Source organism: Aeromonas sp. R10-1 (assembly GCF_040908465.1).
Taxonomy (GTDB): domain Bacteria; phylum Pseudomonadota; class Gammaproteobacteria; order Enterobacterales; family Aeromonadaceae; genus Aeromonas; species Aeromonas caviae.
On the sequence record NZ_JBFODT010000003.1, the window covers coordinates 56,430 to 83,309 of the forward strand.

A 26,880-nucleotide genomic window follows, 5' to 3' on the forward strand; every position below is an offset into this window, starting at 1 on the left:
GGATTGTGTATCGAAGCAGTGTTACTATCAAATTGATATCAACATACCGCCAATCCATCACCAAGTCACTATCGAAATGATATGAACAAAAAAAATAGTTACGATACCCCATGTCCTATCGCGCGCAGCATCTCCATTGCTGGTGATGCATGGAGCATATTGATCCTGCGCGATGCCCATGCCGGTCTCACTCGCTTTGACCAATTCCGGAAAAGTCTGGGAATAGCACCCACGATGTTGACCCGCCGACTGGCGACGTTGACCGAAGAGGGTTTGCTGGAAAAAAGGCTTTATTCTGAACATCCACCCCGTGAGGAGTATCTGCTGACCGCAGCCGGTCGCGATTTTCTACCGATACTTTTCATGATTGGTGAATGGGGTCGCCAATATCGGGGAGACGACAACATGACCCGTTTCTTCGATATGGAGGCCGGCACGGAAATCAAGGCCATCGTGGTCGATGAAGTGACCGGGGAAAAAATTGGATCTCGTCCGCTGCGTGTGGTGACGCCTGATGGAAACTGACAGGTGATTTGGCATTCACATCGCTTTCATCCAAACCCGGCCCAGGCCGGGTTTTTTGTGCCTTGCCCATCCACCAGCCGGCAAAACCCGCCTTCTTTACGCCGATTTTACGCCAGCCAAATCGGGCTTTATGGCGCCTTTACGCCCGTTTTACATACCCTTTCAGCGTCAATGAGACCCATGGGATCGACACGGATATGCATCGATCCCTGACGCTAATTACCTCAACGGAGTCGTTATGAATTGGCTATATCTGCTGCTGGTCCTCGCCCTCGCGGGCTATCTGCTGCGCGCCCTCGCGCGCACTCATGAGTGAGGAACCGGATATGTGGCAAGAGATCATCTATCCCGTCGCGTTCGTGCTGCTGGTGCTGCTGCCGGCGCCTCTGCTTGGCAACTACCTGTATCGGGTGTTTGAAGGCAAGAGTCGCTGGCTGGCCCCGCTTGAGCGCGCCACCCTGGCCTGCTGCGGCACGGACGGGCGCGAGCAGGACTGGAAGTCCTACGCCCTCAGCCTGCTGGCCTTCAACGGCGCCGGCTTCGGCCTGCTGTTCCTGATCCTGCTGGCACAGGGGCTGCTGCCCCTCAACCCGCAGCAGTTGCCCGGGCTGAACTGGCAACTCGCCTTCAACACCGCGGTCAGCTTCATGACCAACACCAACTGGCAGGCCTACTCCGGCGAAGCCAGCCTCTCCTACTTCAGCCAGATGGTGGGGCTGACCACCCAGAACTTCGTCTCCGCCGCCACCGGCGCCGCCGTCGCCATCGCCCTGTTTCGCGGCATCGCCCGCCAGCAGACCACCCACCTTGGCAACTTCTGGCAGGATCTGGTGCGTTTCTGTCTCTACGTGCTGCTGCCGATGGCGCTGATCCTGGCGCTGCTGCTGGTCTGGCAGGGGGTGCCCCAGAGTCTGTCGGCCTACCTGCCGTTCCACGCGCTGGAAGGCCAGGAGCAGCTGCTGCCGCTCGGCCCGGCCGCCTCCCAGATCGCCATCAAGCAGCTCGGCTCCAACGGCGGCGGCTTCTTCGGCATCAACTCGGCCCATCCGTTCGAGAACCCGACCGCCCTCTCCAACTGGCTGGAGATGGTCGCCCTGCTGACGCTGGCCGCCGCCATGGTCTGCACCCTGGGTCGCTACGTGAAGGATCTGGCCCACAGCCGCGCCATCCTCATCGCCATGACCATCATGCTGGTGTTGGGGCTCTGCCTCGCCATCGGTCAGGAGCTGCAGCCGGATCCGGCCCTCGCCCACCTCACCAGCGAAGCCGGCAACTGGGAAGGCAAGGAGAGTCGCTTCGGCCCCGTGCTGTCCAGCATCTGGGAAGTGGCCACCACCGCCGCCTCCAACGGCTCGGTCAACGCCATGCACGACAGCTTCACCCCCCTCGGCGGCATGGTCGCCATGATCAACATGCTGCTGGGTGAAGTGGTGTTTGGCGGCGTCGGTGCCGGCATCTACGGCATGATGCTGTTCGTGCTGCTCACCGTGTTCCTGTGCGGCCTGATGGTGGGGCGCACCCCCACCTATCTGGGCAAACGACTCGGCATCACCGAGATGAAGTGGGTGGTCGCCAGCATGCTGGTGATGCCGGTCGGGGTATTGGTGATCGGCGGCATTACCCTGCTGATGCCGGACTCCGCCTCCGTCATCGGACACGACGGCCCCCACGGCCTGTCACGGCTGATCTATGCCTACGCCTCGGCCGCCGGCAACAACGGCTCCGCCTTCGCCGGCTTTGCCGCCGCCGACAGCTGGCAGTGCATCGCCATCGGGCTGGCCATGCTGCTCGGCCGCTTCGGCTACATCATTCCGGTGCTGGCCATCGCCGGCCAGCTCGCCCGCGCCCCGCGCCAGGAGCGAAGCGAAGGGGACTTCCCCGTCAGCGGCCCGCTCTTCATCACCCTGCTGATCGTCACCGTGCTGCTGATGGGGGGTCTCTCCTTCCTGCCGGTGCTGGCGCTGGGCCCGGTGGCGGAGCACCTGAGCCTGCTGGGAGGTGCCTTCTGATGCTGCACACTCCACTGATCTGCGTGACCAACTATTCGATGCTGGGAGCTTTCCAATGAGCAAGTCCGCTTCAATGAGCACCGACACCCTCAAGGTGAAGGGCAAGAAACAGAAATCACAGATCCAGCAGGCCATGGTGGAAGCCCTCTATCGCTTCAATCCCAGGGCGCTGCTCGGCAGCCCCATCCTGTTCACCCTCTGGCTGGCGGCCGTGATGGCGACCCTGGAGTCGCTGCTGGGGCAGCCGCTCTCCGGCGTCGCCCCTTCGCTGGCCTGGCAGCTGACCGCTTGGCTCTGGCTCACCCTCTGGTTTGCCAACTTCGCCGAGACCCTGGCAGAGGGGCGCGGCAAGGCGCGGGCCGACAGCCTGAAGGCCGGCATGAGCCAGCTCAAGGCACGTCGAGTCACCAGCCCGCAGGATGACAAGGGCGAGTGGGTACCGGCCACCAGCCTGCTCAAGGGCGATCTGGTGCTGGTGCGCAGCGGCGAGATGATCCCGGCCGACGGCGAAGTGGTCGCCGGCATCGCCTCGGTCAACGAGGCAGCCATCACCGGCGAATCCGCCCCCGTCATCCGCGAGTCGGGCACCGACCGCAGCGGCGTGACCGGCAACACCACCGTCGTCTCCGACCAGATTTGGGTGCACATCAGCAACAACCCGGGCGAAAGTACCCTGGATCGCATGATTGCCCTGGTGGAAGGGGCCAAGCGGCAGAAGACCCCCAACGAGATGGCGCTGGACGCGCTGCTGGTGGGGCTGACCCTGATCTTCCTGCTGGTGGTGGCCACCCTGCCCTGGTTCCTCGACTACAACGGCACCCAGGTGCCCCGGCTCTATCTGCTGGCGCTGTTCATCACCCTGATCCCGACCACCATCGGCGGCCTGCTCTCCGCCATCGGCATCGCCGGCATGGACCGGCTGGTGAAGCTCAACGTGATCGCCAAGTCGGGCCGGGCGGTGGAAGCCGCCGGCGACGTGCGCACCCTGCTGCTGGACAAGACCGGCACCATCACCTTCGGCAACCGGATGGCGGACGAGCTGATCCCGGCCCCCGGCGTGGACCCCTCCCTGCTGGCCCAGGCCGCCATGCTGGCCTCGCTCGGTGACAACACGCCGGAGGGCAAATCCATCCTGACCCTGGCGGGCAAGAGCCACACCAGACCGAGCCAGCTGGAGAGCGACATCCTCATCCCCTTCAGCGCCGAGACCCGGCTGAGCGGGCTGGATCGCAACGGCCATCACTATCGCAAGGGGGCGGTGGACGCTGTGCTGCGCTACCTCTCCCTCGATCGCAAGGCGGTGCCCGAGCTCATTCTCAAATCGGTGGACAACATTGCCCGCCAGGGCGGTACCCCGCTGCTGGTCTGCACCCACGAGAAGCTGCTGGGGGTAGTGTTCCTCAAGGACATCATCAAGCCGGGCATCAAGGCACGCTTCCAGATCCTGCGCCACATGGGGATCCGCACCGTGATGATCACCGGTGACAACCCGCTGACCGCCGCCGCCATCGCCGCCGAGGCTGGGGTGGACGACTTCATCGCCGAGGCGACGCCGGAGAAGAAGCTGGCCTACATCCGTCAGGAGCAGGCCGACGGCCGGCTGGTCGCCATGTGCGGGGACGGCGCCAACGACGCCCCGGCGCTGGCCCAGGCCGACGTGGGGCTGGCCATGAACGAGGGGACCCAGGCCGCCAAGGAGGCGGGCAACCTGGTGGATCTCGACTCCAACCCCACCAAGCTGCTGGACGTGGTGCTGGTGGGCAAGCAGCTGCTGGTGACCCGCGGCGCCCTGACCACCTTCTCCATCGCCAACGACGTGGCCAAGTACTTCGCCATCCTGCCGGCCCTGTTCATCGCCGCCTATCCGCAGCTGGGGGTGCTGAACCTGATGCAGCTGGGCAGCCCCGAGAGCGCCATCCTGTCGGCCATCATCTTCAACGCCCTGATCATCGTCGCGCTGGTGCCGCTGGCTCTGCGCGGGGTCAGCCTGAAGGGAACGGCGGCCAGCCTGCTGCGCCGCAACCTGCTGATCTACGGCGTCGGCGGCCTGATAGTGCCTTTCATAGGCATCAAGTTGATCGACCTGGTCATCACCGGCCTGGGGCTGGTGTAACGGCATCACCGGATGCGGGACAGACCCGCATCCACCCAACGCATTTGGAGCAAGAAAATCATGATAGCAATCAGAACCCTGCTGACCCTGACCCTGCTGCTGGGGGTAGCGTATCCGCTGGTCGTCACCGGGCTGGCCCAGCTGCTCTTCCCCTGGCAGGCCAACGGCAGCCTGCTCACCAACGCCAAACAGCAGGTGGTCGGCAGCGCCCTGCTGGCACAGAAGTTCGAGCGGGCCGACTACTTCCACTCCCGCCCCTCCGCCAGCGATTTCGCCACCATAGGTGGCGGCGGAAGCAACCTGGGGATGAGCTCGCCGCTACGGGCCGAGTTTGCCGCAGCGGCGGCCAGGGCGCAGCCGGAAGCCAGGGTCCCCGCCCTGCTGACCCGCTCCGCCTCCGGCCTCGATCCCCATCTGCCCCTCGATGCAGCGCTGGCCCAGGTGGATAGGGTCGCCGGGCAACGGGGGCTGGATCCCGTTCAGTTGACGGAGCAGGTCAAGTCGGCGGCACAAGCTGGTATCCTTGGCCCGCAGGTGGTCAACATTCTCCAGTTGAACCTGCAACTCGATCATCAAAAGGGCGCCTGAGGGCGCTCCTTGCCGTTCGGGAAGGCTCCCTTTCGACAACGGGGACAAGCATGAGCAATGAGGTCACGGCCGCAGTTCGGCCGATGCAACGGGAGCACGGGGATGCGTGATGAAGTGAGGGCGGACGCCCTGCTGGCGAGCCTGGAGCAGGAGCACAGGGGCAAGCTGAAGGTGTTTCTCGGCGCGGCCCCCGGCGTCGGCAAGACCTACGCCATGCTGCAGGCGGTGCGGGAGCAGGCCAGAGAGGGAGTCGACATCCTGATCGGGGTGGTGGAGACCCACGGCCGCCAGGAGACCCTGGCCCTGCTCGACAAGCTCGCCATCCAGCCGCGCAAGCTGCACCTGCACCGCCAGCAGCGACTGGAGGAGATGGATCTGGACGGTCTGCTGGCGCGCAAGCCCACCATCGCCGTGGTGGACGAGCTGGCCCACAGCAACGCCCCCGGCAGCCGCCACGAGAAGCGCTGGCAGGATGTGGAGGAGTTGCTGGGCGCCGGCATCGATGTCTACACCACCCTCAACGTGCAGCACCTGGAGAGCCTCAACGATCTGGTGTGGCAGCTGACCGGGGTCAGGGTCAAGGAGACCCTGCCGGATCAGGTGCTGCTGGAGGCCGACAGCCTGGTGCTGATCGACCTCCCCCCCAAGGAGCTGCTCGGCCGCCTCAAGGAGGGTAAGGTCTATGTGCCCCACCAGGCCAAGGCCGCCCTGCAGTCTTTTTTCTCCCTCAACAACCTGACCGCCCTGCGGGAGCTGGCAATGCAGACCGCCGCCAGCCACGTGGAGGGGGATCTGCAGTTGCAGTGGCAGGCCGCCGGCAAGACCACACTGCCGCTGCGGGGCAAACTGATGGTCTGCATCGGGGATGAGCACGGCGCCGCTCTGGTGCGTTACGGCCACCGCTTCGCCCAGCGCAGGCAACTCCCCTGGCTGGTGGTGCACATCGACAGCAAGGGGCAACGCTCCCCCGAGCTGGAGCAGGCGCTGGCCCTCGCCTCCCAGCTGGGGGCCAGGGTGCTGACCCTCTCCAGCCCGGCCGTGGCCGATGCCCTGCTGGAGACCGCCGAACAGCAGCAGGTCTCCCAATTGCTGCTCGGCAAATCCCGCAACCCGCCCTGGCGTCGATCCCTGGTACAGCACCTGCTCAAACAGGCACAGGGATTCGAGATCACGCTGGTGGATACCGAGAAGCGCAAGCCCGGCCTGACCCTGCCAACGGCAGGCCCGGGTGAACTTCGCCAGAGCCTGCTCGCGGTGGCCATCATGGGGGGGACCTCGGCCGTGGTCTGGGCCCTCTCCCACTGGCTGCCCCCCGCCTCCCTGCCCATGCTGTTCGTGCTGGGGGTGCTGGCCACCGCGCTCACCACCAGCCTGGTCCCCGCCATCCTGGCCGCCGTGCTGGGCTTCGTCGGCCACAATCTGCTGTTCACCGCCCCCTACTTCTCCCTGAGCGTGGCCAGCCACAGCGACCTGCTCACCCTGTTCGTGCTGCTCATCGTCGGCATCGCGGCCGGGCGCCTCGCCTCCCGCCAGCGTCAGCAACTGGTCAGTCTGCGCGAGACCCAGCAACTGGGCAACGCCCTGCTCTCCCTGAGCCAGGGGCTGGCCACCGCCAGCAGCCCGGTGGACGTGCTGAGACAGGGAACCCAGGCCATCGCCCTCGCCCTTGGGCAGCCCGTGTTCGCGCTCGATGGGGATTACCAGTACCGGGCCGGTGACACCCAGACCGGGCCGGGCCAGACCGACAAGGCCGCCATTGACTGGTGCCTGGCCCAGAAGCAGAGCGCCGGTGCCCATACCGCCACCCTCAACGCCGCCGAGGCCCAGTATCATCACCTCGGCGATGACCTGGTGCTGGGCATCCGGCTGGCCAGCCCGCTCACCTCCGCCGCCGAGCACCAGCTACAGGCCCTGCTCACCGATATCCGCGCCGCCCTGGCGCGGATCGATCTCAACGAGCGGCTGGCCGACAGCCAGTTGCAGGCGGAGACCGACCGGATGCGCGCGGCCCTGCTCTCCTCGGTCTCCCACGACCTGAAGACGCCGCTGGCCACCATCATGGGGGCTGGCAGCACCCTGCTGGAATACGGGGACCGGATAAGTGCGGAGGACCGCATCGAACTGCTGCACTCGGTGCAGGACGAGGCGCGCCGCCTGCACGGCTATGTGCAGAACCTGCTGGACATGACCCGCATCGGTTCACCGGATTTCCAGCTGAAACGGGATTGGGTCGACCTGGCTGACCTGGTGGAAAGCGCCCGCCGCCGGCTCGACTCCTCCTGGCGCCAGCACAAGCTGCTGGTGCACTTCGATCAGCAGATCCCCCGGCTCTATGTGCACGGCGCCCTGATCGAGCAGGTGCTGGTCAACATCCTCGACAACGCCTCCCGCTACTCACCGGCCGGCACCCCCATCGAGTTCAAGGTGATGCTGGCGGACCCCGACCTCATCATCGACATCATCGATATCGGGGTCGGCATCGCCGAGTCGGATCGGGACAAGATCTTCAATCTGTTCTACACCCAGCCGGTCGGTGACTGCGGCAGCCGCGGCACCGGGCTTGGCCTCGCCATTTCCCGCGCTATGATAGAGGTCCACGGCGGCCGTATCTGGGCATTCGCCGGCCCCAACGGCAACGGCACCTGCATGCGCATCTCCCTGCCGCTGGCCCTCAACGCACCGGCGGCCTGATGGTCGCCGCCCTTTTCAATCAGCAAACGGGAGGCTGAATGGCTCACATACTGGTCATCGACGATGAGGCGGCCATCCGCCGTTTTTTGCGGATCAGCCTGATCGCCGAGGGACATCAGGTGAGTGAGGCGGTCGGCGTCACCGATGGGATGGCGCAGTATCGCCACCTCAACCCCGACCTGGTGATCCTGGATCTGGGCCTGCCGGACGGCGATGGCATCCAAATCCTGCACGCCATCCGCGAGCATCACGCCAATCCCGTGCTGGTGCTCTCGGCGCGGGACTCGGAGCAGGAGAAGGTGCGGCTGCTGGATGCGGGGGCCAACGACTACATGAGCAAGCCGTTCGGCGTCGGGGAGATGATGGCCCGTATCCGGGTGCTGCTGCGCCAGCGAGTCGGTGCCACCAGCGGCGAGTGTCGACACTTCCCCCACTGTGGCCTGACCCTGGACAGCAGCAGCCACAAGGTGACCCTGCAGGGCGAGGAGATCCCCCTCTCCCGCAAGGAGTTCGCCCTGTTGCAGGCGCTGGTGTGCCACCCCGGCAAGCTGGTGCAACAGACCCAGCTGCTCATCGACATCTGGGGACCGAGCCACAAGGAAGATACCCACTACCTGCGCATCGTCATCGCCAGCCTGCGCAAGAAGCTGGGAGATAACCCCCAGCAACCCACCCTGATCGAGACCGAATCCGGCATCGGCTACCGCTTTATCGGCAGCTGATGTTGCAGCAAGAAGCTGGGCGGCAACATTCCCAGCAACCCACCCTGATTGAAACTGAAGCCGGCACATCGGCTACCGCTTTATCGGCAGCTGATGTTTCACGTGGAACGACGCCAACCGCAGCAAAGTGCCAGCAGACCGCATCCCCCGAGCAGCAGCCCGAGATCCTGCAAGCTGGCGGCAACCGCCAATCCCAGGCTGAGCAACAGGTAGTAACCGAGCCCGAACAGGGCCCCGGCACTGCCCGCCACCTCCCGATAGGCCAGCAGTGCCTGGCTCAGCACATTGGGGATAGCCAGCCCGAACGCGACCACCACTCCCGTCATGGGCAGCAGAAACCAGAGCGATGCCTGACTGGCCCACACCAGCCAACCCGAACCCAACGCCAGCACGGCGGCGAGCCGTATTAACGAGGCAGGCGTCCAGCCACGGCCCAACAGATGCTTGTTGAGCAGGCTGCCCACCAGGGTCGCCAGCGCCAGCACGATGCCGGAGTAACCAAACTCGCCCGCGCTCAACCCCAGACTGGCAAACAGAAACGGCGCCAGGCTGTAGTAGCCGAACAGCATGGTGTTGAACAAGGCCACCAGGGCGGCGCTGCGCCACAAGCCGGTATCACGCACCATCCGGCAGGCCAGCGGCCAGAGTGCGACCCGCAGGGTGGTGGCCGGGCGGGTTTCCGGCAGTTGCCAGCAAGCCATCAGCAACAAGCCGATTGCCAGCGCCAGCAGGGCGCCGAATACCCCGAGATAACCCAAGCCATCAGCCAGCAGGCCACCGCTCACCAGCCCCAGCACAGGACTCAGGGAGAGCGCGATGCCCATCACCGAAAAGACCCGCGCCAGATCGCTGCCCTGATAGCTGTCGCGCAGCATGGTCTGGGTCACCACGGAACCCACGGCAGCGCCGAAGGCCGCGATGACCCGGGCCAGCAGCAGGGTTTCAAATTGAGTGGCCAGCAACGCCAGCAGGGTGCCGGCGCCATAGGTCAGCAACCCCGCCAGCATGGCGGGACGCCGCCCGACCAGATCGCACAGTCGGCCCCAGCAGACCACGCCCGCCGCAAACGCCAGAAAATAGACCGACAGGGTCTGGGACGCCTGCCCCTCGCTCACCCGAAACTCAGTGGCGATATGGGTCAGCACCGGGCTGTAGATGGTCTCCACCATCTGGGGAAACATCATCAATCCGACCACCAGCCAGCGCGGTGGCAACCTGTTGTTCATGACACACCTCCTTCACAAGAGGTCGCCATTCTAGAGAGGGATAACATGTCCGATTACAATAAGGCGGACTATAAACAGCAAGAATCGGACACATGGCCTTTATTCTTCCCGATCACCCCTTTGATCCGGACCAGCACGATGGCAGCGCCATCGGTATTGCCGCCGCCCTCGGCTGGCACGACTCCGGCCGCCATCAGCACCAGCGCCACCAGCTGCTGTTCGCCCAGGCAGGCTGCATGACCATAGAGCTGGACGATCAGGTCTGCCTGCTGCCGCCGACGCGAGCGGCCTGGTTGCCAGCAGGCCTGCCCCATCGGGTGTTGATGCGCGGGGTAGTGGCCTATCGCTCCCTCTACTTCCAGCCGGAGCCCGCGTTGCCAAACGAGATGGCGGTGCTGGCGGTCAACCCGCTGCTGCGGGAGATCATCGAACGGATGGCGCTCTGGCCGTGGGACAAGCCAGCGGCGGAGCAGCATTGCACGCTGGCGCTGTTGCAGGAGGAGCTGGCCCAAGCGCCGCGGGAATCGTGGCAGTTGCCGCTGCCGTCAGACGGGCGTCTGACCGGCTGGCTGCAGGAGATAAAGCGGGGTGACACCCTGCCCGATCGGCTCAACCGGCTGGCCGAACGGGTGGGTGCCAGTGACAAGACCATAGGCCGCATCTTCATGCGAGAGACCGGCATGAGCTACCAGGCCTGGCGCCAGCAGTGGCGACTGCTGCGGGCCATGGAACTGCTGGCAGAAGCCGAGCCCATCAGCCGGGTGGCCGCTGCGCTGGAGTTCGCCAGCGACAGCGCCTTCATCGCCTTCTTCAGGCAGCACACGGGGCAGACCCCCTTGCGCTACCTCAACTCTCGGGATGAGTCGCATCGGCCGAACTCGCCTCCACCACCAGGGTCTCCAGGGCCAGCGGCTTGAGGTTTTGAATGGCCTCTGCCACCACGTCATGGGAAGCCTGCTGCTGCAAGGCCAGCATCTCCTGTTGCAGGGCGGCGCTGTCCAGCTCGGGTCTGGGGTTCTCGGTGGCCATGGCATTCAGGCTCAGGCTGCTGGCAATCAGGGTAGCGATCAGGATCTTCATCTGGTGTGCTCCGGTGTGGTTGAGATGACCAGATAGCTATTCCAATAGTTGTGCCAGATTTATAACAGCATGATTTTATTGATATAAATAATTTTTTGATGCTGCCCCCCCCCCTTCCTGAATCGAATATTGGTTATTTTAAAACCTATAAATGGTTTTTTTTACCACCTCCATCATGGCAACCCTGTTCCACGTGAAACGCCCCGTTTTTTTGATCGACACCCGCTTTTGAAGTGAGCTATGGTGCTAGCTCCCCCCTTAACTGACTCTGGATTTGCCACCGAATGGAATTCTCCTTGTTCGGCGAGAAGTTCACTCGCCACGCCGGTATTACCCAACTCATGGACGACCTCAATCAAGGGCTGCTGAATCCCGACGCCATCATGCTGGGAGGCGGCAATCCGGCCCCCATCCCCGCCATGCTGGAACGCTTTCAGGCCGAGGCCAATACCCTGCTCGACAACGGCGAACTGATCAAGGCCATGGCCAACTACGATGGCCCCCAGGGCAAGGACAGGTTCACCAGGGCGCTGGCCGCCCTGCTCAGCAAGGAGCTGGGCTGGGAGATCTCCGCCCGCAACATCGCCCTGACCAACGGCAGCCAGAACGCCTTCTTCTATCTGTTCAACCTGCTGGCCGGCGAATTCGCCGACGGTCGCAAGAAGAAGGTGCTGTTCCCCCTGGCCCCCGAATACATCGGCTATGCCGACTCGGCCCTCTCGGACGATCATTTCGTCGCCTACAAGCCCACCATCGAGAAGCTGCCCGACGGCCAGTTCAAATACCACGTGGATTTCGAGAGCCTGCAGGTGGGCGACGACATCGGGGTGATCTGTGTCTCCCGGCCGACCAACCCCACCGGCAACGTGCTCACCGACGAGGAGATCGAACACCTCGATCAGATCGCCCGTGACAAGGGGATCCCGCTCCTCATCGACAATGCCTACGGCGTGCCCTTCCCCGGCATCATCTTCAGCGACGCCAAGCCGTTCTGGAACGCCAACACCATCCTCTGCATGAGCCTCTCCAAGCTCGGCCTGCCGGGCACCCGTTGCGGCATCGTCATCGCCGACGAGAAGATCATCCGGGCCATCACCAACCTGAGCGGCATCATCAATCTGGCACCGGGCAGCCTGGGTCCGGCCATCACCATTCCGATGATCGAGAGCGGAGACATCATCACCCTGAGCGAACAGGTGGTGAAACCCTTCTACCAGCACAAAGCCACCTTCGCGGTCCAGCTGCTGCGCGAGGCCATTCCGGATCCGCGCTTCCACATCCACAAGCCGGAGGGTGCCCTCTTCCTCTGGCTCTGGTTCGAAGACCTGCCGATCCACTGCCAGGAGCTGTATGAGCGACTGAAGGCGAAGAACCTGCTGATCGTGCCCGGCCACTACTTCTTCCCCGGCATCGACGACCCCGAGTGGCGCCACAGCCAGGAGTGCATCCGCCTCAACTATGCCCAGAGCGAAGATCTGGTGCGTCGTGGCATCGCCATCCTGGCCGACGAGATCAACGCCCTCTACGCCGGTTGATTCCCCCTTCGGCATGAAAAAAGAGGCCTGCAGATGCAGGCCTCTTTTCTATCAGGTGGTCAGCGATGTTGTTTAACCGGGCAGAGCCAGCTGATCGGGCTTGCCGATGGGGATGGCGCGGGGCTTGAGCGCTTCCGGCAGCTCCCGGGCCAGCTCTATGGTCAGCAGACCGTGCTCCAGCCTGGCCCCCTGCACTTCCACGTGCTGGCTCAGCTTGAAAGCGAGCTCGAAGTCCCGCTCGGCGATCCCCTGATGGAGGAATTGGCGCTCGCCCATGGTGGCGACCTTGCGCCCCTTCACCTTGAGGGTGCCATTTTCGGTCTCCAGCTCCAGCTCATTGCGATCGAAACCGGCCACGGCAACCGTGATGAGATAGCTGTCGTGATCCCGCTTTTCGATGTTGTACGGGGGGTAGGCCGAGGTCTTCTGATCGAACAGGCCTTCCAGCTCGCGGGCCATCCGCTCGAAGCCGACGGCATTGGAATAGAGATGAGAAAAATCGAGGTTACGCATGATCCTATCCTTCTATAAAGCAACAGGGTTTACTCTCCGCGGGCCCGCCATCGGCACCCGGGAAACATCAGCAATGCAACGAGGTCAGGCTGTCAGCCGTTGATCTCGATCTTGCGGGGCTTCATCGCCTCGGGCACTTCGCGCACCAGGTCGATGTGCAGCAGACCGTTCTTCAGGTCGGCCCCCTTAACCCGCACATAGTCGGCCAGCTGGAAGCGACGCTCGAAGCCGCGTTCGGCAATGCCTTGGTAGAGGTAGTTGCGCTCGGTGTCGGCCTGCTTGCTGCCCTTCACCGTCAGCAGATTTTCCTGGAAGCTCAGCTCCAGCTCTTCCTGGGTAAAGCCCGCCACCGCCATGCTGATGCGGTAGTCGCTGTCACCCAGCTGCTCGATGTTGTAGGGGGGGTAGCCGGCATTGCCATTGCTGGCGGCAGATTCGATGAGAGTGGCCAGACGATCGAAACCGATGGCAGAACGATAGAGCGGAGAAAAGTCGATAGAACGCATAGTATTATCCTCTTTTGAGCGATAACGGATTGTTTGCCCTCCTGATGGACGGGCGCCTGGTCGAAACCTCTGTCGAGCGTTCCGGCCTTGTTATCTATATAGGGGCCAGCATTTGGCTTTCAAGGGGTAAAAACAAAAGAAATGCAGGCCATCAAGAATGGCCCGATTAGATCGATAATAGGCCTGCGGGCCACTCATGATCCGTCCCTCACCCCTCCATACTGGCCGTGTCCCCAACGAGAAACCGGAGCACGCCATGAAGATTACCCAGGTTCGCAACGCCACCCTGCTCATCCACTACGCAGGAACCCGCTTCCTCATCGACCCCATGCTGGCCCCCAAGGGGAGCTACCCCGGCTTCGAAGGCATGGCCAACAGCCATCTTCGCAACCCCCTGGTCGAGCTGCCGCTGCCCATGGCGACCCTGCTGGAGGTGGATGCGGTGATCGTCACCCATGACCATCTGGATCACTGGGACGATGTCGCGAAAGCGCAGATCCCCAGGCACCTCCCCCTGTTTGTGCAGCATCAGAAAGATGCCGACACCATGAGGGGATGCGGCTTCGAGGATGTACGCCTGCTGGGCGAGGTCGACGAGTTCACCGGCATCCGCCTGCAACAGACGGAAGGCCGGCACGGCAGCGACACCATCATGGCCCTGCTGGGGGATCGCCTTGGCGAGGTCAGCGGAGTGGTCTTCTCCCATCCCACCGAAAAGACCCTCTATCTGGCCGGCGACACCGTCTGGAATGCCCAGGTTGAACAAGCGCTGCACCGGCACCAACCCGAGGTCGTCATCCTCAACTGCGGTGATGCCCAGGTGACGGGTCTGGGCGCCATCATCATGGGCAAGGAGGATGTGGCCGCCGTCTATCAGGCTGCCCCGCAGGCCACCCTGATCGCCAGCCACATGGAGGCGGTCAATCATGCCCTGCTGTCACGGCGGGAGCTGCGCGACTACCTGGACAGCCAGGGGATGGCCGCCCGGGTAAGGGTGCCCGAGGATGGCGACACCATGGTGCTCTGAGCGAGAGACCGGGCACCACATGGCTCTTCGGCTTTCTGTTGCTGCCCCGTATGATGGGGATCCGAGTGCAAAGGAGTCTTCCACCATGCCCCGTCCTCTCATCGTCGCCGTCATCACCTTCGATCGCTTCAGCCCCTTTCACTGCTCGGTGCCCTGCCTCATCTTTGGCGACAAGATGATGCCGGGCCAGTCGTTGTTCGAGCTGAGACTCTGCGCCGGGGATGACACACGGCAACCCGCCTCCTCCCAGGGCTTTCGCATGGAGGCCGACTATGGCCTGGAGGGTCTGCTGGAGGCGGATATTATCATCATCCCCTTCTGGCGCGATCCGGCCGAGCGCCCCGCCCAACCCTTGCTCGATGCCCTGGTTGCCGCCCGGATCAGGGGAGCCCAGATCGTGGGGCTCTGTCTCGGCACCTATGTGCTGGCCTATGCTGGCCTGCTGGACGGGCGCGGTGCCGCCACCCACTGGGAATTTGAACAGGAGTTTGTCCAGCGCTTCCCCGGGTGCGGCTCGATACCAATGCCCTCTACGTCGACGACGACGGGCTCATCACCTCGGCTGGCACCGCCGCCAGCCTGGACTGCTGCCTCTATCTGGTTCGCCAGCATCACGGCAGCCAGATTGCCAACAAGCTGGCCAGGCGGCTGGTGGTGCCTCCCCACCGGGAGGGTGGCCAGGCCCAGTTCATCGAGCAGCCGGTACCCGCCTCCACCCGGGATGCCAGGATCAACCAGCTGTTCGATCACCTGCGCCTGCACCTGGCCGCGCCCCACACCCTGGACAGCCTGGCGGAACATTGCATGATGAGCCGACGCACCTTTAGCCGCCGCTTCCAGCTCGCCACCGGTCTCTCCCTCGGGGAGTGGCTGATGGCGGAGCGCCTGCGCCGCAGCCAGACGCTGCTGGAGTCCAGCTCCCACACCGTGGAACGCATCGCCGAACTGGTGGGGCTCGGGTCCGCCACCATATTGCGCAAGCACTTTCGCGCCCGCTTCGGGGTGTCGCCGCGGGAGTGGCGCCGCACCTTTCGTGGTGACAGAGTCTAGGTCCCTCATGTTTCACGTGGAACGCGCCCTCTTCCTTGCCCCAGAAAACAAAAAGCCGCTCACGAGGAGCGGCTTTTGATGGTTGTCGGACCGTCTGATTAGACGTCGAGGTTGGCAACCCGCAGGGCGTTGGTCTCGATGAAGTCGCGACGGGGCTCTACGGCGTCACCCATCAGGGTAGAGAAGAGCTGGTCTGCGCCGACCGCGTCGTCGATGGTGACACGCAGCATGCGACGGGCTTCCGGATCCATGGTGGTTTCCCACAGCTGCTCCGGGTTCATCTCGCCCAGCCCTTTATAGCGCTGGATGTAGATGCCACGCTTGCCTTCGCCCATCAGCCAATCGACCGCTTCAACGAAGCTGGCGACCGGCTTCACCTTCTCGCCACGCTTGATGTAACCGCCTTCCTCGATCAGGTTGGCGATCTCCTTGCCCAGGGAGACCAGCTGACGGTACTCGGAGGATTGCAGGAAGTCATAGCTCAGCGGATATTCACGGTCGACCCCGTGCTGGCGTACCACGGCGTGGGGCACGAACAGGCTGCGCTCCTCGTCGCGGCGTACCTGCATCTGGTACTGGATACCGTGGTTGCTCTCGTTGAGCACGGCTTCCATGCTCTGGCACCAGGTCTGCAGATCGCTCTCGCTGGCCAGCAGGGTTTCGTTCAACTCAGGCTGATAGATCAGCTGGGTCAGCACGGCTTCCGGCGCGCGGCGGGACATACGGGTGATGAGGTGAGTCACGGAGCGATGCTGGTTGACCAGACGCTCCAGCGCCTCGCCACCGATGGCCGGGGCAGACTCGTTGACGTGCAGGGTCGCACCGTCCAGCGCCATGGCGGTCTGGTACTGCAACAATGCGTCTTCGTCTTTCAGGTACTGCTCCTGTTTGCCCTTCTTCACCTTGTAGAGCGGCGGCTGGGCGATGAAGACATAGCCACGCTCGATGATTTCCGGCATCTGACGATAGAAGAAGGTCAGCAGCAGGGTACGGATGTGCGCACCATCGACGTCCGCATCCGTCATGATGATGATGTTGTGATAGCGCAGCTTGTCCGGGTTGTACTCGTCGCGACCGATGCCACAGCCCAGAGCGGTGATCAGGGTGCCCACCTCCTGGGAGGAGATCATCTTGTCGAAACGGGCCTTCTCCACGTTCAGGATTTTACCCTTGAGGGGCAGGATGGCCTGGTTCTTCCGGTTGCGACCCTGCTTGGCGGAGCCGCCAGCAGAGTCCCCTTCCACGATGTAGAGTTCGGAGAGCGCCGGGTCTTTCTCCTGACAGTCCGCCAGCTTGCCGGGCAGACCGGCGATATCCAGCGCGCCCTTGCGGCGGGTCAGTTCGCGGGCCTTGCGGGCCGCTTCACGGGCACGGGCCGCATCGATGATCTTGTTGACCACGATCTTGGCGTCGCCCGGGTTTTCCAGCAGGAAGTCGGCCAGCTTCTCACCCATGGCCTGTTCCACGGCGGTCTTCACTTCGGAAGAGACCAGCTTGTCCTTGGTCTGGGAGGAGAACTTAGGATCAGGCACCTTGACGGAGATAACGGCAATCAGACCTTCACGGACGTCGTCACCACTGGCGGCGGACTTGGCCTTCTTGCTGTAGTCCTCCTTGTCCATGTAGTTGTTCAGCGTCCGGGTCAGCGCGGTACGGAAGCCCACCAGGTGGGTGCCACCATCCCGCTGCGGAATGTTGTTGGTGAAGCAGTAGACCCCTTCCTGATAGGCGTCGTTCCACTGCATGGCGACTTCGACACCGATGCCGTCCTGCTCAGTGGTGAAGTGGAACACCTTGGGGTGGATCGGGGTCTTGTTCTGGTTCAGGTACTCGACGAAGGCCTTGATGCCCCCCTCGTAGCAGAAGTGCGCCTCGCGGCCATCACGCTCGTCCATCAAACGGATGGAGACGCCGGAGTTGAGGAAGGAGAGTTCGCGCAGACGCTTGGCCAGGATCTCGTAGTGGAACAGGGTGTCGCTGAAGATGGTCGGGCTCGGCCAGAAGCGAACTTCGGTCCCGGTGCCGGTGCTGTCACCAATCTGCTTGAGGGGTGCCTGCGGCTCGCCCAGGTGATAGGTCTGCTCGTAGACATGGCCGTTGCGGCGGATGGTCAGCAGCAGCTTGTCGGAAAGCGCGTTCACCACGGAGACGCCCACACCGTGCAGACCGCCGGACACCTTGTAGGAGTTGTCATCGAATTTGCCGCCTGCGTGCAGCACGGTCATGATGACTTCGGCGGCGGAGCGGCCCTCTTCCGGGTGGATGTCCACCGGAATGCCGCGACCGTTGTCGCGCACGGAGACGGAGCCGTCGGAATGGATCTTGACCTGGATATCGGAGCAGTAGCCAGCCAGAGCCTCGTCGATGGAGTTGTCGACGACCTCGAACACCATGTGATGCAGGCCCGATCCATCGTCCGTATCGCCGATATACATCCCCGGGCGCTTGCGGACCGCATCCAGGCCCTTGAGCACCTTGATATTCGAGGAGTCGTAAGTATTTTCACTCATAGCTTACTCTCTGCCTTCTCTAACGTTTCGGAGATCTTGCCTTGTTCCACGTGGAACAGCTTGCAGTCACTCGCATCCATCATGTCTGCGAGCTGACCGGTATCGATGGCGGTGATGAACACCTGGGACGCGCACTGCTTCAGCCTTGCGGCCAGCAGACGACGTTTGTCGACATCCAGTTCAGAGGCAAAATCATCAATTAAAAAAATACAGCCGCGGCTGCTATGTTGATTCAAATAGAGCCCTTGGGCCAGCCGCATGGCACAGACCAGCAACTTCAGCTGACCCCTGGACAAAATATCCTGCGCGGGCACGCCGTTCGCCTTGAGCCGCACGTCCGCCTTCTGCGGACCGACCCCAGTGTACCCCAGCGAACGATCCCGTTCGAACCCCGCCTCCAGCAATGCATCGAGGGGAGTGTCTTTTTCCCAGCCTCGATAGAATCCAAGACTGATATCGAACTCCGGCAGAAAATCTGCCGTCATCTCCTTGATCAGGGGCGTAATGGCCTGACAATAACTGGCGCGAAACCCCGCCAGCTCGCCACCCAGTCGCACCAGCTCCTGATCCCAGAACGCCAGCTGACGATACTGGGTGCTCTGGCGCAGCAAGGCATTGCGCTGCTTCAACAGCCGACGCACCCGCCCCCAGAGGGAGAAGAAGGTCGGCTCCTGATGGAAAACACCCCAGTCGAGCCAGGCCCGGCGAGCCTGGGGCCCACCGGTCAGCAGGCTGAAACCATCGGGGTGGATCAACTGTACCGGCAACAGCTCCGCCAGATCGGCCAGGCGCTGGGCCTGGGCACCGGCGATCTTGAGCTGGGTTTCCCCCCCCTTGTCCTTGGCAAGCCCGATGGGCACCTGACGCCCCTCCAGCTCGCACTGGGCAAACAGGGTAAAGGCCCGCTCGCCCTGGCGGATGACCCGCCCGGTCAAATGGGTACGAAACGAGCGGCCGAGACCAAGGTAATGAATGGCTTCCAGCACGCTGGTCTTGCCGCTGCCGTTGCTCCCGACCAGGATATTGAGGCCGGGAGACAGCGCGAGACTGGCGTGCTGAATGTTGCGAAAGTCGCTGAGCTGGAGTTTGACCAGGGACACGACTAGATCCGCATCGGCATCACCACGTACTGGGCATCTTGGTTCTCAAAATCCTCAATAATGGCGCTGCTGATGGAATCGCTCAGGCTGATCCGGATTTGGTCACATTTTAACGTATTCAACACGTCCAGCACATAGGAGACGTTGAAGCCGATCTCCATCTCGCCAGCGGCGTATTGTACGTCAAGCAGCTCTTCGGCTTCTTCCTGTTCCGGGTTGTTGGCGGTGATGCGCAGCAGGTTTTCCTGCAGATTGAGACGCACCCCACGGAATTTCTCGTTGGAGAGGATGGCGGCACGGGCAAAGGCCTGGCGCAGATCCTCGCGACCGGCGATCAGGGCCTTGTCGCTCCCCCTCGGGATGACGCGGCGCCAGTCCGGGAAACGACCATCCACCAGCTTGGAGGTGAAGATGAAGCCATCCAGGGCGGCGCGCAGATTGCTGCGGCCCACTTGCAGCCTTACCGGCTTGTCTTCCGCCTCCAGCAGGCGCACCAGCTCCAGCACCCCTTTGCGCGGCAGGATGACCTGATGATCGGGCAGCGATTCCCCCACCACCTCGCGGCGGCAGGTGGCCAGCCGGTGACCGTCCGTCGCCACGGTACGCAGGCCGTGGCCTTCGCTCTCGAACAGCATACCGTTCAGGTAGTAGCGCACGTCCTGGCTCGCCATGGAGAACTGGGTCGCGTCGATGAGTTTTTTCAGCTCCAGCTGGCTGATGTCGAACTCGAGCACGGATTCCCAATCCTCGATGTTCGGGTATTCGGTCGCCGGCAGGGTCGACAGGTTGAAGCGGGAGCGGCCGGACCGGATGATGAGGCGCTCTCCCTCGGTGCTGAGACGGATCTCCGCCCCCTCCGGCAGACCGCGACAGATGTCCAGCAGCTTGCGCGCCGGCACTGTGGTGCGGCCATCCTGGCTGTCGCTGTTGAGATAGACCTGTCCGATCATCTCCACCTCGAGATCGGTCCCGGTCAGCGACAGCAGGCCATTGCTGACATCGAGCAGGACGTTGCCGAGGATGGGCAGGGTCGGCCGGCCACCCAGGGCACCGGACACCAGTTGCAGGGGACGTAACAGGGCCTCACGGCTAATTTCGAGCTGCATCTGTGCTCTCCGTTGTTATTGGGAGGAAAGGATTCGGATCAGGCTGGAACATGCAATCTGCATCTGTGCACTCCGTTCCGGTATCAGGAAGAAAGGGTACGGATCAGGTTGGAATAATCTTCCTTGATGTCGTGACTCTCTTCCTTCAGCTGCTCGATCTTGCGGCAGGCATGAAGAACCGTGGTGTGGTCACGGCCACCAAAGGCATCCCCTATCTCAGGCAAGCTGTGGTTGGTCAGCTCCTTGGCCAGCGCCATCGCCAGCTGGCGCGGGCGGGCAACGGAACGGGAGCGACGCTTGGAGAGCAGATCCGCCAGCTTGATCTTGTAGTACTCCGCCACCGTCTTCTGGATGTTGTCGATGGTAACCAGCTTCTCCTGCAAGGCCAGGAGATCGCGCAGCGCCTCGCGCACGAAGTCGATGTTGATGGCGCGGCCGGTGAAGTTGGCATTGGCGATCACCCGGTTGAGGGCACCTTCCAGTTCACGGACGTTGGAGCGCAGCCGTTTGGCGATGAAGAAGGCCACTTCGTCCGGCAGATGGATCTGGTTCTCGTCCGCCTTGCGCATCAGGATGGCAACCCGGGTCTCCAGCTCGGGCGGCTCGATCGCCACCGTGAGTCCCCAGCCGAAGCGGGACTTGAGGCGATCTTCCACCCCGTTGATCTCCTTCGGATAACGATCCGAGGTCAGGATGATCTGCTGGTTGCCTTCAAGCAGGGCATTGAAGGTGTGGAAGAACTCCTCCTGGGAGCGCTCCTTGTTGGCGAAGAACTGGATGTCATCGATGAGCAGGGCATCGACGCTACGGTAATAACGCTTGAACTCTTCAATGGCGTTATTCTGCAGCGCCTTCACCATGTCCTGCACGAACCGTTCGGAGTGCATGTAGATGACTTTGGCGTCTTTCTTGCGATCCTTGATGGCATTGCCAACGGCGTGCAACAGGTGGGTCTTGCCAAGGCCGGTGCCGCCATAGAGGAACAGCGGGTTGTAGGCACCACCCGGATTGTCGGCCACCTGACGGGCGGCCGCACGGGCCAGCTGGTTGGACTTACCCTCGACGAAATTCTCGAAGGTATAGTTCACGTTGGTGTTGCTCTTGTGGTTTGGCTCGGGCTTGTTTTCGGCCTTGTTTTCCCAGCTCTTGGGAGAGTTATTCACAGGATCGACACCACGGGCCGGCGCCCTGGCGACCGCGACGGGATGAGGGCGATTGCCGATATCAAAACGCAGGGTGGGAGCGTCGGCTCCGCACAGCTCGTTGATGATGCCGTTGACCCGGAGCAGGTACTTGTCGCGTACCCAGTCCAGAACAAAGCGGTTCGGTGCATACAGGGTCAGAGTATTGTCACTCAACTCCGCTTGAAGCGGCCGGATCCACATGCTGAATTCTGCCGAGGGCAACTCATCTTGCAGCCGGTTAAGGCACTGCTGCCATAGCGAAGCAGTCACTCTAGACTCCCGTCAATTGATTAAGTAAAGACCGGCTATTCTACGTTTTTAGTGGCCGGATCTCCAGTTGCTGCCGCACGGATCCAGCAAATAAGATCCTTGACTTTCAAGGATCCAACGCCCCAGGATCCCATTTCATCCCCAAAGTTACCCACAGCCGGATATCGTCAATGTGGACAGAATGGCGCGCTGCGACCATAGTTATTTTATATAACCAAATATCATTTATTTTTTATATTTTATTCCAATAACATCAGCGCCAACCCGTGATTACAACTAAAAATACAGCACTACAGAGAGAGGAATCCCCATGAAAACCACCATCAAGCTGATTTCCGGCGCCGCCATTCTGCTGGCCAGCCTGTCCGGCCAGGCCATCGCCCAGGAAACCATCAAGGTCGGCATGTCCGGCAAATATTTCCCGTTCACCTTCGTCAAGCAGGACAAGCTGCAGGGCTTCGAGGTGGACATGTGGAACCAGATCGGTGAGCGCACCGGCTACAAGGTCGAGTTCGTGACCGCCAGCTTCTCCGGCCTGTTCGGCATGCTGGAAACCGGCCGCGTTGACACCATCTCCAACCAGATCACCATCACCGACGAGCGCAAGGCAAAGTACGCCTTCTCCCAGCCCTATGTCTATGACGGTGCCCAGATCGTGGTCCGCAAGGGCAACAACACCATCCACGGCATCAAGGATCTGGAAGGCAAGAAGGTCGCCGTCAACCTGGGCTCCAACTTCGAAGAGCTGCTGCGCAAGAACGACCCCAACAAGAAGATCGACATCCGCACCTATGACTCCGCCTTCGAGCAGGATGTCGCCCTGGGCCGCATCGACGCCTTCGTGATGGACCGCGTCTCCACCGCCCAGCTGATCAAGGAATCCAAGCTGCCGCTGCAACAGGCCGGTGCACCGTTCGAAACCATCGAGAACGCCCTGCCCTTCCTGAAGACCCCGGAAAAGCAGGCCGTGCTGAAGAAGGTTGACGATGCCCTCACCGCCATGCGCAAAGACGGCACCCTGACCAAAATCTCCGAAAAATGGTTCGCAGCGGACATCACCAGCAAATAAATGATGGAATTTGACCTCGAGTACACGCTAGGGCTGTTTCCCATCCTGCTCAAATACCTGGGCACCACGATGGAAATGGCCCTGTGGGGATTCGTATTGGCACTCGTACTGTCGCTGATCCTGGCGATAGTACGGGTGTTTCGCGTTCCCGCACTTCACTGGCTGGCGATGCTGTATATCTCGTTCTTCCGGGGTACACCGCTGCTCGTCCAGCTGTTCCTGCTCTATTACGGGCTGCCGCAGCTCTTCCCCATCTTCGTGGGGATGGATGCCTTTACCGCCGCCATCATCGGCCTGACCCTGCACTTCGCCGCCTACATGGCCGAGTCGATCCGGGCAGCCATTCTCGGCATCCACAAGAGCCAGATGGAAGCCGCCCTCAGTATCGGCATGAGTCGGTTGCAGGCGATGCAGCGGATCATCCTGCCCCAGGCTGCCCGCATCGCGACACCATCGTTGATGAACTACTTCATCGACATGATCAAGAGCACCTCCCTGGCGTTTACCCTGGGAGTGGCGGAGATCATGGGCAAGGCCCAGATGGAAGCAGCCTCCTCCTTCAAGTTCTTCGAGAGCTTCATGGCGGTGGCGCTGATCTACTGGGTGGTGGTCATCTTCTTCACCCGCTTGCAGCATCTGCTGGAAGTGCGGCTGAACCGTGCTTATTAAAGGAGGCCTGTCATGATCAACCTAACGGGTCTCTCCAAGGCCTATGACGGAAATCAGGTGCTCAACGGCATCGATCTTGAGGTAAAGAAGGGGGAGATTGTCGTCATCATCGGTCCTTCCGGTACCGGCAAGTCGACTCTGCTGCGCTGCCTCAACCTGCTGGAAACCCCGGATGCAGGGCGGCTCGTCATCGATGACCTCGCCGTGGATCTGGCCAAGGCCAGCGACCAGCAGGCCATCGAACTGCGCAAACGCGCCTCTTTCGTGTTCCAGAACTACGCCCTGTTCGCCAACAAGACGGCGCTGGACAACATCGCCGAGGGGCTGATCACCGTCTGGAAGCAGCCGAAGGCGGAGGCTCGTGCCACTGCCCTGGGCATCCTCAAGGACATCGGCCTCGCCGAGAAACAGGATGCCTACCCGGCCTCCCTCTCCGGCGGCCAGCAACAGCGCGTCGGCATCGGCCGGGCCATGGCGGCCCACTCCAAGGTGATCCTGTTTGACGAGCCCACCTCCGCCCTCGATCCCGAGTGGGTCGACGAGGTGCTGGGCCTGATGAAGCAGCTCGCCCGCCAGCACCAGACCATGGTGGTGGTGACCCACGAGATCGAGTTTGCCCGTGATGTCGCCGATCGGGTGATCTTCATGGAAGGAGGCCGGATCGTGGAGCAGGGCCCGCCGGATCAGATATTGGTCGATCCGCAGGATCCCCGTACCCGGGAGTTCCTGCGCAAAGTACTTAAATAGCTCTCTCTTTGGCGGCCTGGCCGCCTTTTTTCTTGAGGGATCCTTGTTTAACCCCGGGTTGCCAGTATAATTCGGGGCCCTTGATCCTCCGGATCCTGCCAGATTATCCCGCTCGGTCGACGAACGGGGCTAGATGGAAAGGAACGGCGGATTGACGAGAAGCTGAACTCTGTTTAGAATTCGGCCTCTTTTGCTAGTCGTCACACGCTATAGCTGGCGCGTCGGCTAAGTGTGACAATCAAAACTGTACAGAAATACGGAATCGAATCATGAAACGTACTTTTCAACCGTCCAACCTGAAGCGCAAGCGCTCTCACGGTTTCCGCGCTCGCATGGCTACTGCCAACGGCCGCAAAGTTCTGGCCGCTCGTCGTGCCAAGGGTCGTGCCCGCCTGGTAGTCTAATGCCTACCCAGCACACCTTCTCTCGGGAGTTACGTCTGTTAACTCCCGAACACTTCAAACGCGTTTTCGCCGAGCCTGTCCGGGCCGCTTCTCCGCAAATTACGCTTCTTGCTTGCCCCAACTCCCTCGAACACCCCCGTCTTGGCCTCGCCGTGCCCAAAAAGGCGCTCAAGCGTGCCGTCTGGCGCAACCGTGTAAAACGAGTGGTTCGGGAAAGTTTTCGCCTCAATCAAGCCAATCTGCCCGCTATCGACATCGTCGTGATCGCCAAGGGTGGCGTGAAGGAGATGGACAACGAAGCGCTGTTCAAGTTACTGGAAAAGCTATGGCGCACTCTGTCACGCCGTTGCAATGGGTAGCAATCAAACTGATACGCCTGTATCAGCTAATCATTAGTCCCCTGCTCGGGCCACGCTGCCGTTTCACCCCGACTTGTTCCCAATTTGCGATAGAAGCAATCCGACTTCACGGTTTCATAAAAGGCGTTTGGTTAGCCAGCAAACGTCTATTAAAATGCCATCCCTTATCCGAGGGTGGTTATGACCCGGTTCCGCAACCAAAGCGAAGAAACTGAAGACTATGGAATCACAACGCAATTTACTCCTGATCGGTTTGCTGTTCGTGAGCTTCTTGCTCTGGCAACAGTGGGAGTCCGACAAGGCTCCGAAGCCGGCCCCGACTACCGTGGCCCAAACCGAACATTTCGTACCTGAAGCCGGTCAGACCGGTGATATTCCTCAGGTTTCCGAGCAAGCAAATGGTAACGCCGCGCGCAAGCTGATCACCGTCTCCTCCGACGTGCTCAAATTGACCCTGGACACCCAGGGCGGTGACATCGTCTCTGCCGAACTGCTGGCCCACAAGCTGGAAGAAGGCAAGGAACAGCCGTTCACCCTGCTGACCAGCCAGCCTGCCCACCTCTATGTGGCCCAGAGCGGTCTGGTCGGTCGCAATGGTCCGGACAGCCAGGCCCAAGGTCGTCCCACCTATGAAGCCGCCCAGACCAGCTATCAGCTGGCCGATGGTCAGGATCAAGTCGTCGTTCCGATGACCTGGACCGACAGCAAGGGTGTAGTCTTCACCAAGGAGTTCGTGCTCAAGCGCGGTGATTACGCCGTGGGCGTCGACTACAAGATCGACAACAAGTCTGCCGAGCCGGTCCAGGTACAGTTCTACGGTCAGCTGAAGCAGACCATGACCACGCCGAAGGATCAGGAAGGTCATGCCATGGTGGCCAGTGCCTACCGTGGTGGTGCCTTCTCCAGCGAAGACTCCCGCTACAAGAAGTACACCTTCGACGAGATGAAGGATGCCGACCTGAACAAGACCACCCAGGGTGGTTGGGTCGCCATGCTGCAGCACTACTTCGTCTCCGCCTGGGCCCCGAATGCCAACGACACCAACAGCTTCTACAGCCGCGTGATCCCGGGCAAGGACCAGGCCATCATCGGCTACAAGGCGCCGCTGGTTGACGTCGCTGCCGGCCAGCAGGCCGAAGTGAGCGGCAAGCTGTGGATCGGTCCCAAGCTGCAGGATCAGATGGCCAAGGTGGCAAACCACCTGGATCTGACCGTCGACTACGGCTGGCTCTGGTTCATCGCCCAACCGCTGCACTGGCTGCTGACCGTGTTCCACGGTTTCGTCCAGAACTGGGGTCTGGCCATCATCATGCTGACCCTGCTGGTGCGCGGCATCATGTTCCCGCTGACCAAGGCCCAGTACACCTCCATGGCCAAGATGCGCATGCTCCAGCCCAAGCTGGCTGCGCTCAAGGAACGCTTCGGTGACGATCGTCAGAAGATGTCCCAGGGCATGATGGAGCTGTACAAGAAGGAGAAGGTCAACCCGCTGGGCGGCTGCCTGCCCATCCTGGTACAGATGCCCATCTTCATCGCCCTCTACTGGGCACTGATGGAGTCTGTCGAGCTGCGCCACGCGCCGTTCGCCCTGTGGATCACCGACCTGTCGGTGAAGGACCCCTTCTTCGTGCTGCCAATCCTCATGGGTGCCTCCATGTGGTATCTGCAGAAGATGAGCCCGACCACCATCACGGACCCGATGCAGCAGAAGGTGATGCAGTTCATGCCGATCATCTTCACCTTCATGTTCCTCTGGTTCCCGGCAGGTCTGACTCTGTACTGGCTGGTGAGCAACGTCATCTCCATCATCCAGCAGACCATCATCTATCGTCAGCTGGAGAAGAAAGGCCTGCACTCACGCAACTGATGCGCAGCCC

24 protein-coding genes and 1 pseudogene are annotated in these 26,880 nt (G+C 61.9%); 17 read left to right on the plus strand and 8 right to left on the minus strand.

The features are described 5' to 3' along the window. The first annotated feature begins 81 nt into the window (after positions 1-81). The 6 genes from AB5Y93_RS00545 to AB5Y93_RS00570 all read left to right on the plus strand — a co-directional run bounded on the left by AB5Y93_RS00545 (position 82) and on the right by AB5Y93_RS00570 (position 8,648). A complete protein-coding gene (locus tag AB5Y93_RS00545; protein ID WP_069651589.1) occupies positions 82-525 on the plus strand; it encodes a helix-turn-helix domain-containing protein in 444 nt (147 codons plus the stop codon). A 326-nt stretch (positions 526-851) separates the two neighbouring features. Then, complete coding sequence (gene kdpA, locus AB5Y93_RS00550; protein ID WP_368228632.1) at positions 852-2,534, plus strand: potassium-transporting ATPase subunit KdpA; 1,683 nt, start codon at positions 852-854, stop codon at positions 2,532-2,534. Between the two features lie 55 nt (positions 2,535-2,589). Then, positions 2,590-4,647, plus strand: a complete 2,058-nt coding sequence (gene kdpB / locus AB5Y93_RS00555) for a potassium-transporting ATPase subunit KdpB (RefSeq protein ID WP_368228633.1) — start codon at positions 2,590-2,592, stop codon at positions 4,645-4,647. Between the two features lie 60 nt (positions 4,648-4,707). Continuing rightward, complete coding sequence (locus AB5Y93_RS00560) at positions 4,708-5,235, plus strand: potassium-transporting ATPase subunit C (protein WP_309563120.1); 528 nt, start codon at positions 4,708-4,710, stop codon at positions 5,233-5,235. A 102-nt stretch (positions 5,236-5,337) separates the two neighbouring features. Beyond that, positions 5,338-7,926, plus strand: coding sequence for a DUF4118 domain-containing protein (locus AB5Y93_RS00565; protein ID WP_368228634.1), 2,589 nt, complete (start codon positions 5,338-5,340; stop codon positions 7,924-7,926). Between the two features lie 38 nt (positions 7,927-7,964). Further along, on the plus strand, positions 7,965-8,648 hold the full coding sequence (locus AB5Y93_RS00570; RefSeq protein WP_368228635.1) for a response regulator: 684 nt from the start codon (positions 7,965-7,967) through the stop codon (positions 8,646-8,648). Positions 8,649-8,746: 98 nt separating this feature from the next. Here the strand turns inward: AB5Y93_RS00570 and AB5Y93_RS00575 are convergent, their stop codons facing one another. After that, positions 8,747-9,874: a multidrug effflux MFS transporter gene (locus AB5Y93_RS00575; RefSeq protein WP_368228636.1), complete on the minus strand. Its 1,128-nt coding sequence runs from the start codon at positions 9,872-9,874 to the stop codon at positions 8,747-8,749. Between the two features lie 92 nt (positions 9,875-9,966). Here AB5Y93_RS00575 and AB5Y93_RS00580 point away from each other — a divergent pair, with 92 nt between their 5' ends. After that, positions 9,967-10,791: a helix-turn-helix transcriptional regulator gene (locus AB5Y93_RS00580; protein WP_139736279.1), complete on the plus strand. Its 825-nt coding sequence runs from the start codon at positions 9,967-9,969 to the stop codon at positions 10,789-10,791. Here the strand turns inward: AB5Y93_RS00580 and AB5Y93_RS00585 are convergent. After that, positions 10,721-10,954, minus strand: a complete 234-nt coding sequence (locus tag AB5Y93_RS00585) for a hypothetical protein (RefSeq protein WP_052814509.1) — start codon at positions 10,952-10,954, stop codon at positions 10,721-10,723. The two genes, AB5Y93_RS00580 and AB5Y93_RS00585, sit on opposite strands and share 71 nt — an antisense overlap. A gap of 284 nt (positions 10,955-11,238) precedes the next feature. Between AB5Y93_RS00585 and AB5Y93_RS00590 the strand changes: the two genes are divergently transcribed. Continuing rightward, positions 11,239-12,489 carry a valine--pyruvate transaminase gene (locus AB5Y93_RS00590; RefSeq protein ID WP_109113150.1) on the plus strand — a complete coding sequence of 417 codons (1,251 nt, stop codon included), beginning with the start codon at positions 11,239-11,241 and terminating at the stop codon, positions 12,487-12,489. A 72-nt stretch (positions 12,490-12,561) separates the two neighbouring features. On the opposite strand, the gene AB5Y93_RS00595 is transcribed toward AB5Y93_RS00590, so the two are convergent. Both AB5Y93_RS00595 and AB5Y93_RS00600 read right to left on the minus strand, forming a co-directional pair. After that, complete coding sequence (locus AB5Y93_RS00595; protein ID WP_010672292.1) at positions 12,562-13,002, minus strand: Hsp20 family protein; 441 nt, start codon at positions 13,000-13,002, stop codon at positions 12,562-12,564. Between the two features lie 92 nt (positions 13,003-13,094). Further along, on the minus strand, positions 13,095-13,508 hold the full coding sequence (locus tag AB5Y93_RS00600) for an Hsp20 family protein (RefSeq protein WP_010672291.1): 414 nt from the start codon (positions 13,506-13,508) through the stop codon (positions 13,095-13,097). Positions 13,509-13,764: 256 nt separating this feature from the next. Here AB5Y93_RS00600 and AB5Y93_RS00605 point away from each other — a divergent pair, with 256 nt between their 5' ends. Further along, on the plus strand, positions 13,765-14,535 hold the full coding sequence (locus tag AB5Y93_RS00605) for an MBL fold metallo-hydrolase (protein ID WP_368228637.1): 771 nt from the start codon (positions 13,765-13,767) through the stop codon (positions 14,533-14,535). 85 nt (positions 14,536-14,620) lie between these two features. Next, a pseudogene (locus AB5Y93_RS00610) lies at positions 14,621-15,585 on the plus strand (GlxA family transcriptional regulator). 98 nt (positions 15,586-15,683) lie between these two features. Here AB5Y93_RS00610 and gyrB read toward each other — a convergent pair. From gyrB to dnaA, 4 genes are all read right to left on the minus strand, one after another. Then, complete coding sequence (gene gyrB / locus AB5Y93_RS00615) at positions 15,684-18,095, minus strand: DNA topoisomerase (ATP-hydrolyzing) subunit B (protein ID WP_368228638.1); 2,412 nt, start codon at positions 18,093-18,095, stop codon at positions 15,684-15,686. Continuing rightward, the gene (gene recF / locus AB5Y93_RS00620) at positions 18,092-19,195 is read right to left on the minus strand and encodes a DNA replication/repair protein RecF (RefSeq protein WP_010672287.1); all 1,104 of its coding nucleotides are present in this window, start codon (positions 19,193-19,195) and stop codon (positions 18,092-18,094) included. Before recF ends, gyrB begins: the two co-directional genes overlap by 4 nt. A 2-nt stretch (positions 19,196-19,197) precedes the next feature. Continuing rightward, positions 19,198-20,301: a DNA polymerase III subunit beta gene (dnaN, locus tag AB5Y93_RS00625; RefSeq protein WP_039040646.1), complete on the minus strand. Its 1,104-nt coding sequence runs from the start codon at positions 20,299-20,301 to the stop codon at positions 19,198-19,200. Between the two features lie 83 nt (positions 20,302-20,384). After that, on the minus strand, positions 20,385-21,755 hold the full coding sequence (gene dnaA / locus AB5Y93_RS00630) for a chromosomal replication initiator protein DnaA (RefSeq protein ID WP_039040645.1): 1,371 nt from the start codon (positions 21,753-21,755) through the stop codon (positions 20,385-20,387). Positions 21,756-22,065: 310 nt separating this feature from the next. Here dnaA and AB5Y93_RS00635 point away from each other — a divergent pair, with 310 nt between their 5' ends. From AB5Y93_RS00635 to yidC, 7 genes are all read left to right on the plus strand, one after another. Next, positions 22,066-22,824, plus strand: coding sequence for an amino acid ABC transporter substrate-binding protein (locus tag AB5Y93_RS00635; RefSeq protein ID WP_010672284.1), 759 nt, complete (start codon positions 22,066-22,068; stop codon positions 22,822-22,824). Beyond that, a complete protein-coding gene (locus AB5Y93_RS00640) occupies positions 22,825-23,493 on the plus strand; it encodes an amino acid ABC transporter permease (RefSeq protein WP_010672283.1) in 669 nt (222 codons plus the stop codon). It begins immediately after the preceding gene. 12 nt (positions 23,494-23,505) lie between these two features. Continuing rightward, complete coding sequence (locus tag AB5Y93_RS00645; RefSeq protein ID WP_010672282.1) at positions 23,506-24,240, plus strand: amino acid ABC transporter ATP-binding protein; 735 nt, start codon at positions 23,506-23,508, stop codon at positions 24,238-24,240. Between the two features lie 269 nt (positions 24,241-24,509). Further along, the gene (gene rpmH, locus AB5Y93_RS00650) at positions 24,510-24,644 is read left to right on the plus strand and encodes a 50S ribosomal protein L34 (RefSeq protein WP_005307156.1); all 135 of its coding nucleotides are present in this window, start codon (positions 24,510-24,512) and stop codon (positions 24,642-24,644) included. After that, on the plus strand, positions 24,644-25,003 hold the full coding sequence (gene rnpA, locus AB5Y93_RS00655; protein ID WP_010672281.1) for a ribonuclease P protein component: 360 nt from the start codon (positions 24,644-24,646) through the stop codon (positions 25,001-25,003). The genes rpmH and rnpA overlap by 1 nt, the downstream gene beginning before the upstream one ends. Continuing rightward, complete coding sequence (yidD, locus tag AB5Y93_RS00660; protein WP_010672280.1) at positions 24,970-25,218, plus strand: membrane protein insertion efficiency factor YidD; 249 nt, start codon at positions 24,970-24,972, stop codon at positions 25,216-25,218. Before rnpA ends, yidD begins: the two co-directional genes overlap by 34 nt. 5 nt (positions 25,219-25,223) lie before the next feature. Beyond that, complete coding sequence (yidC, locus tag AB5Y93_RS00665; protein ID WP_010672279.1) at positions 25,224-26,870, plus strand: membrane protein insertase YidC; 1,647 nt, start codon at positions 25,224-25,226, stop codon at positions 26,868-26,870. Positions 26,871-26,880: the final 10 nt, after the last annotated feature.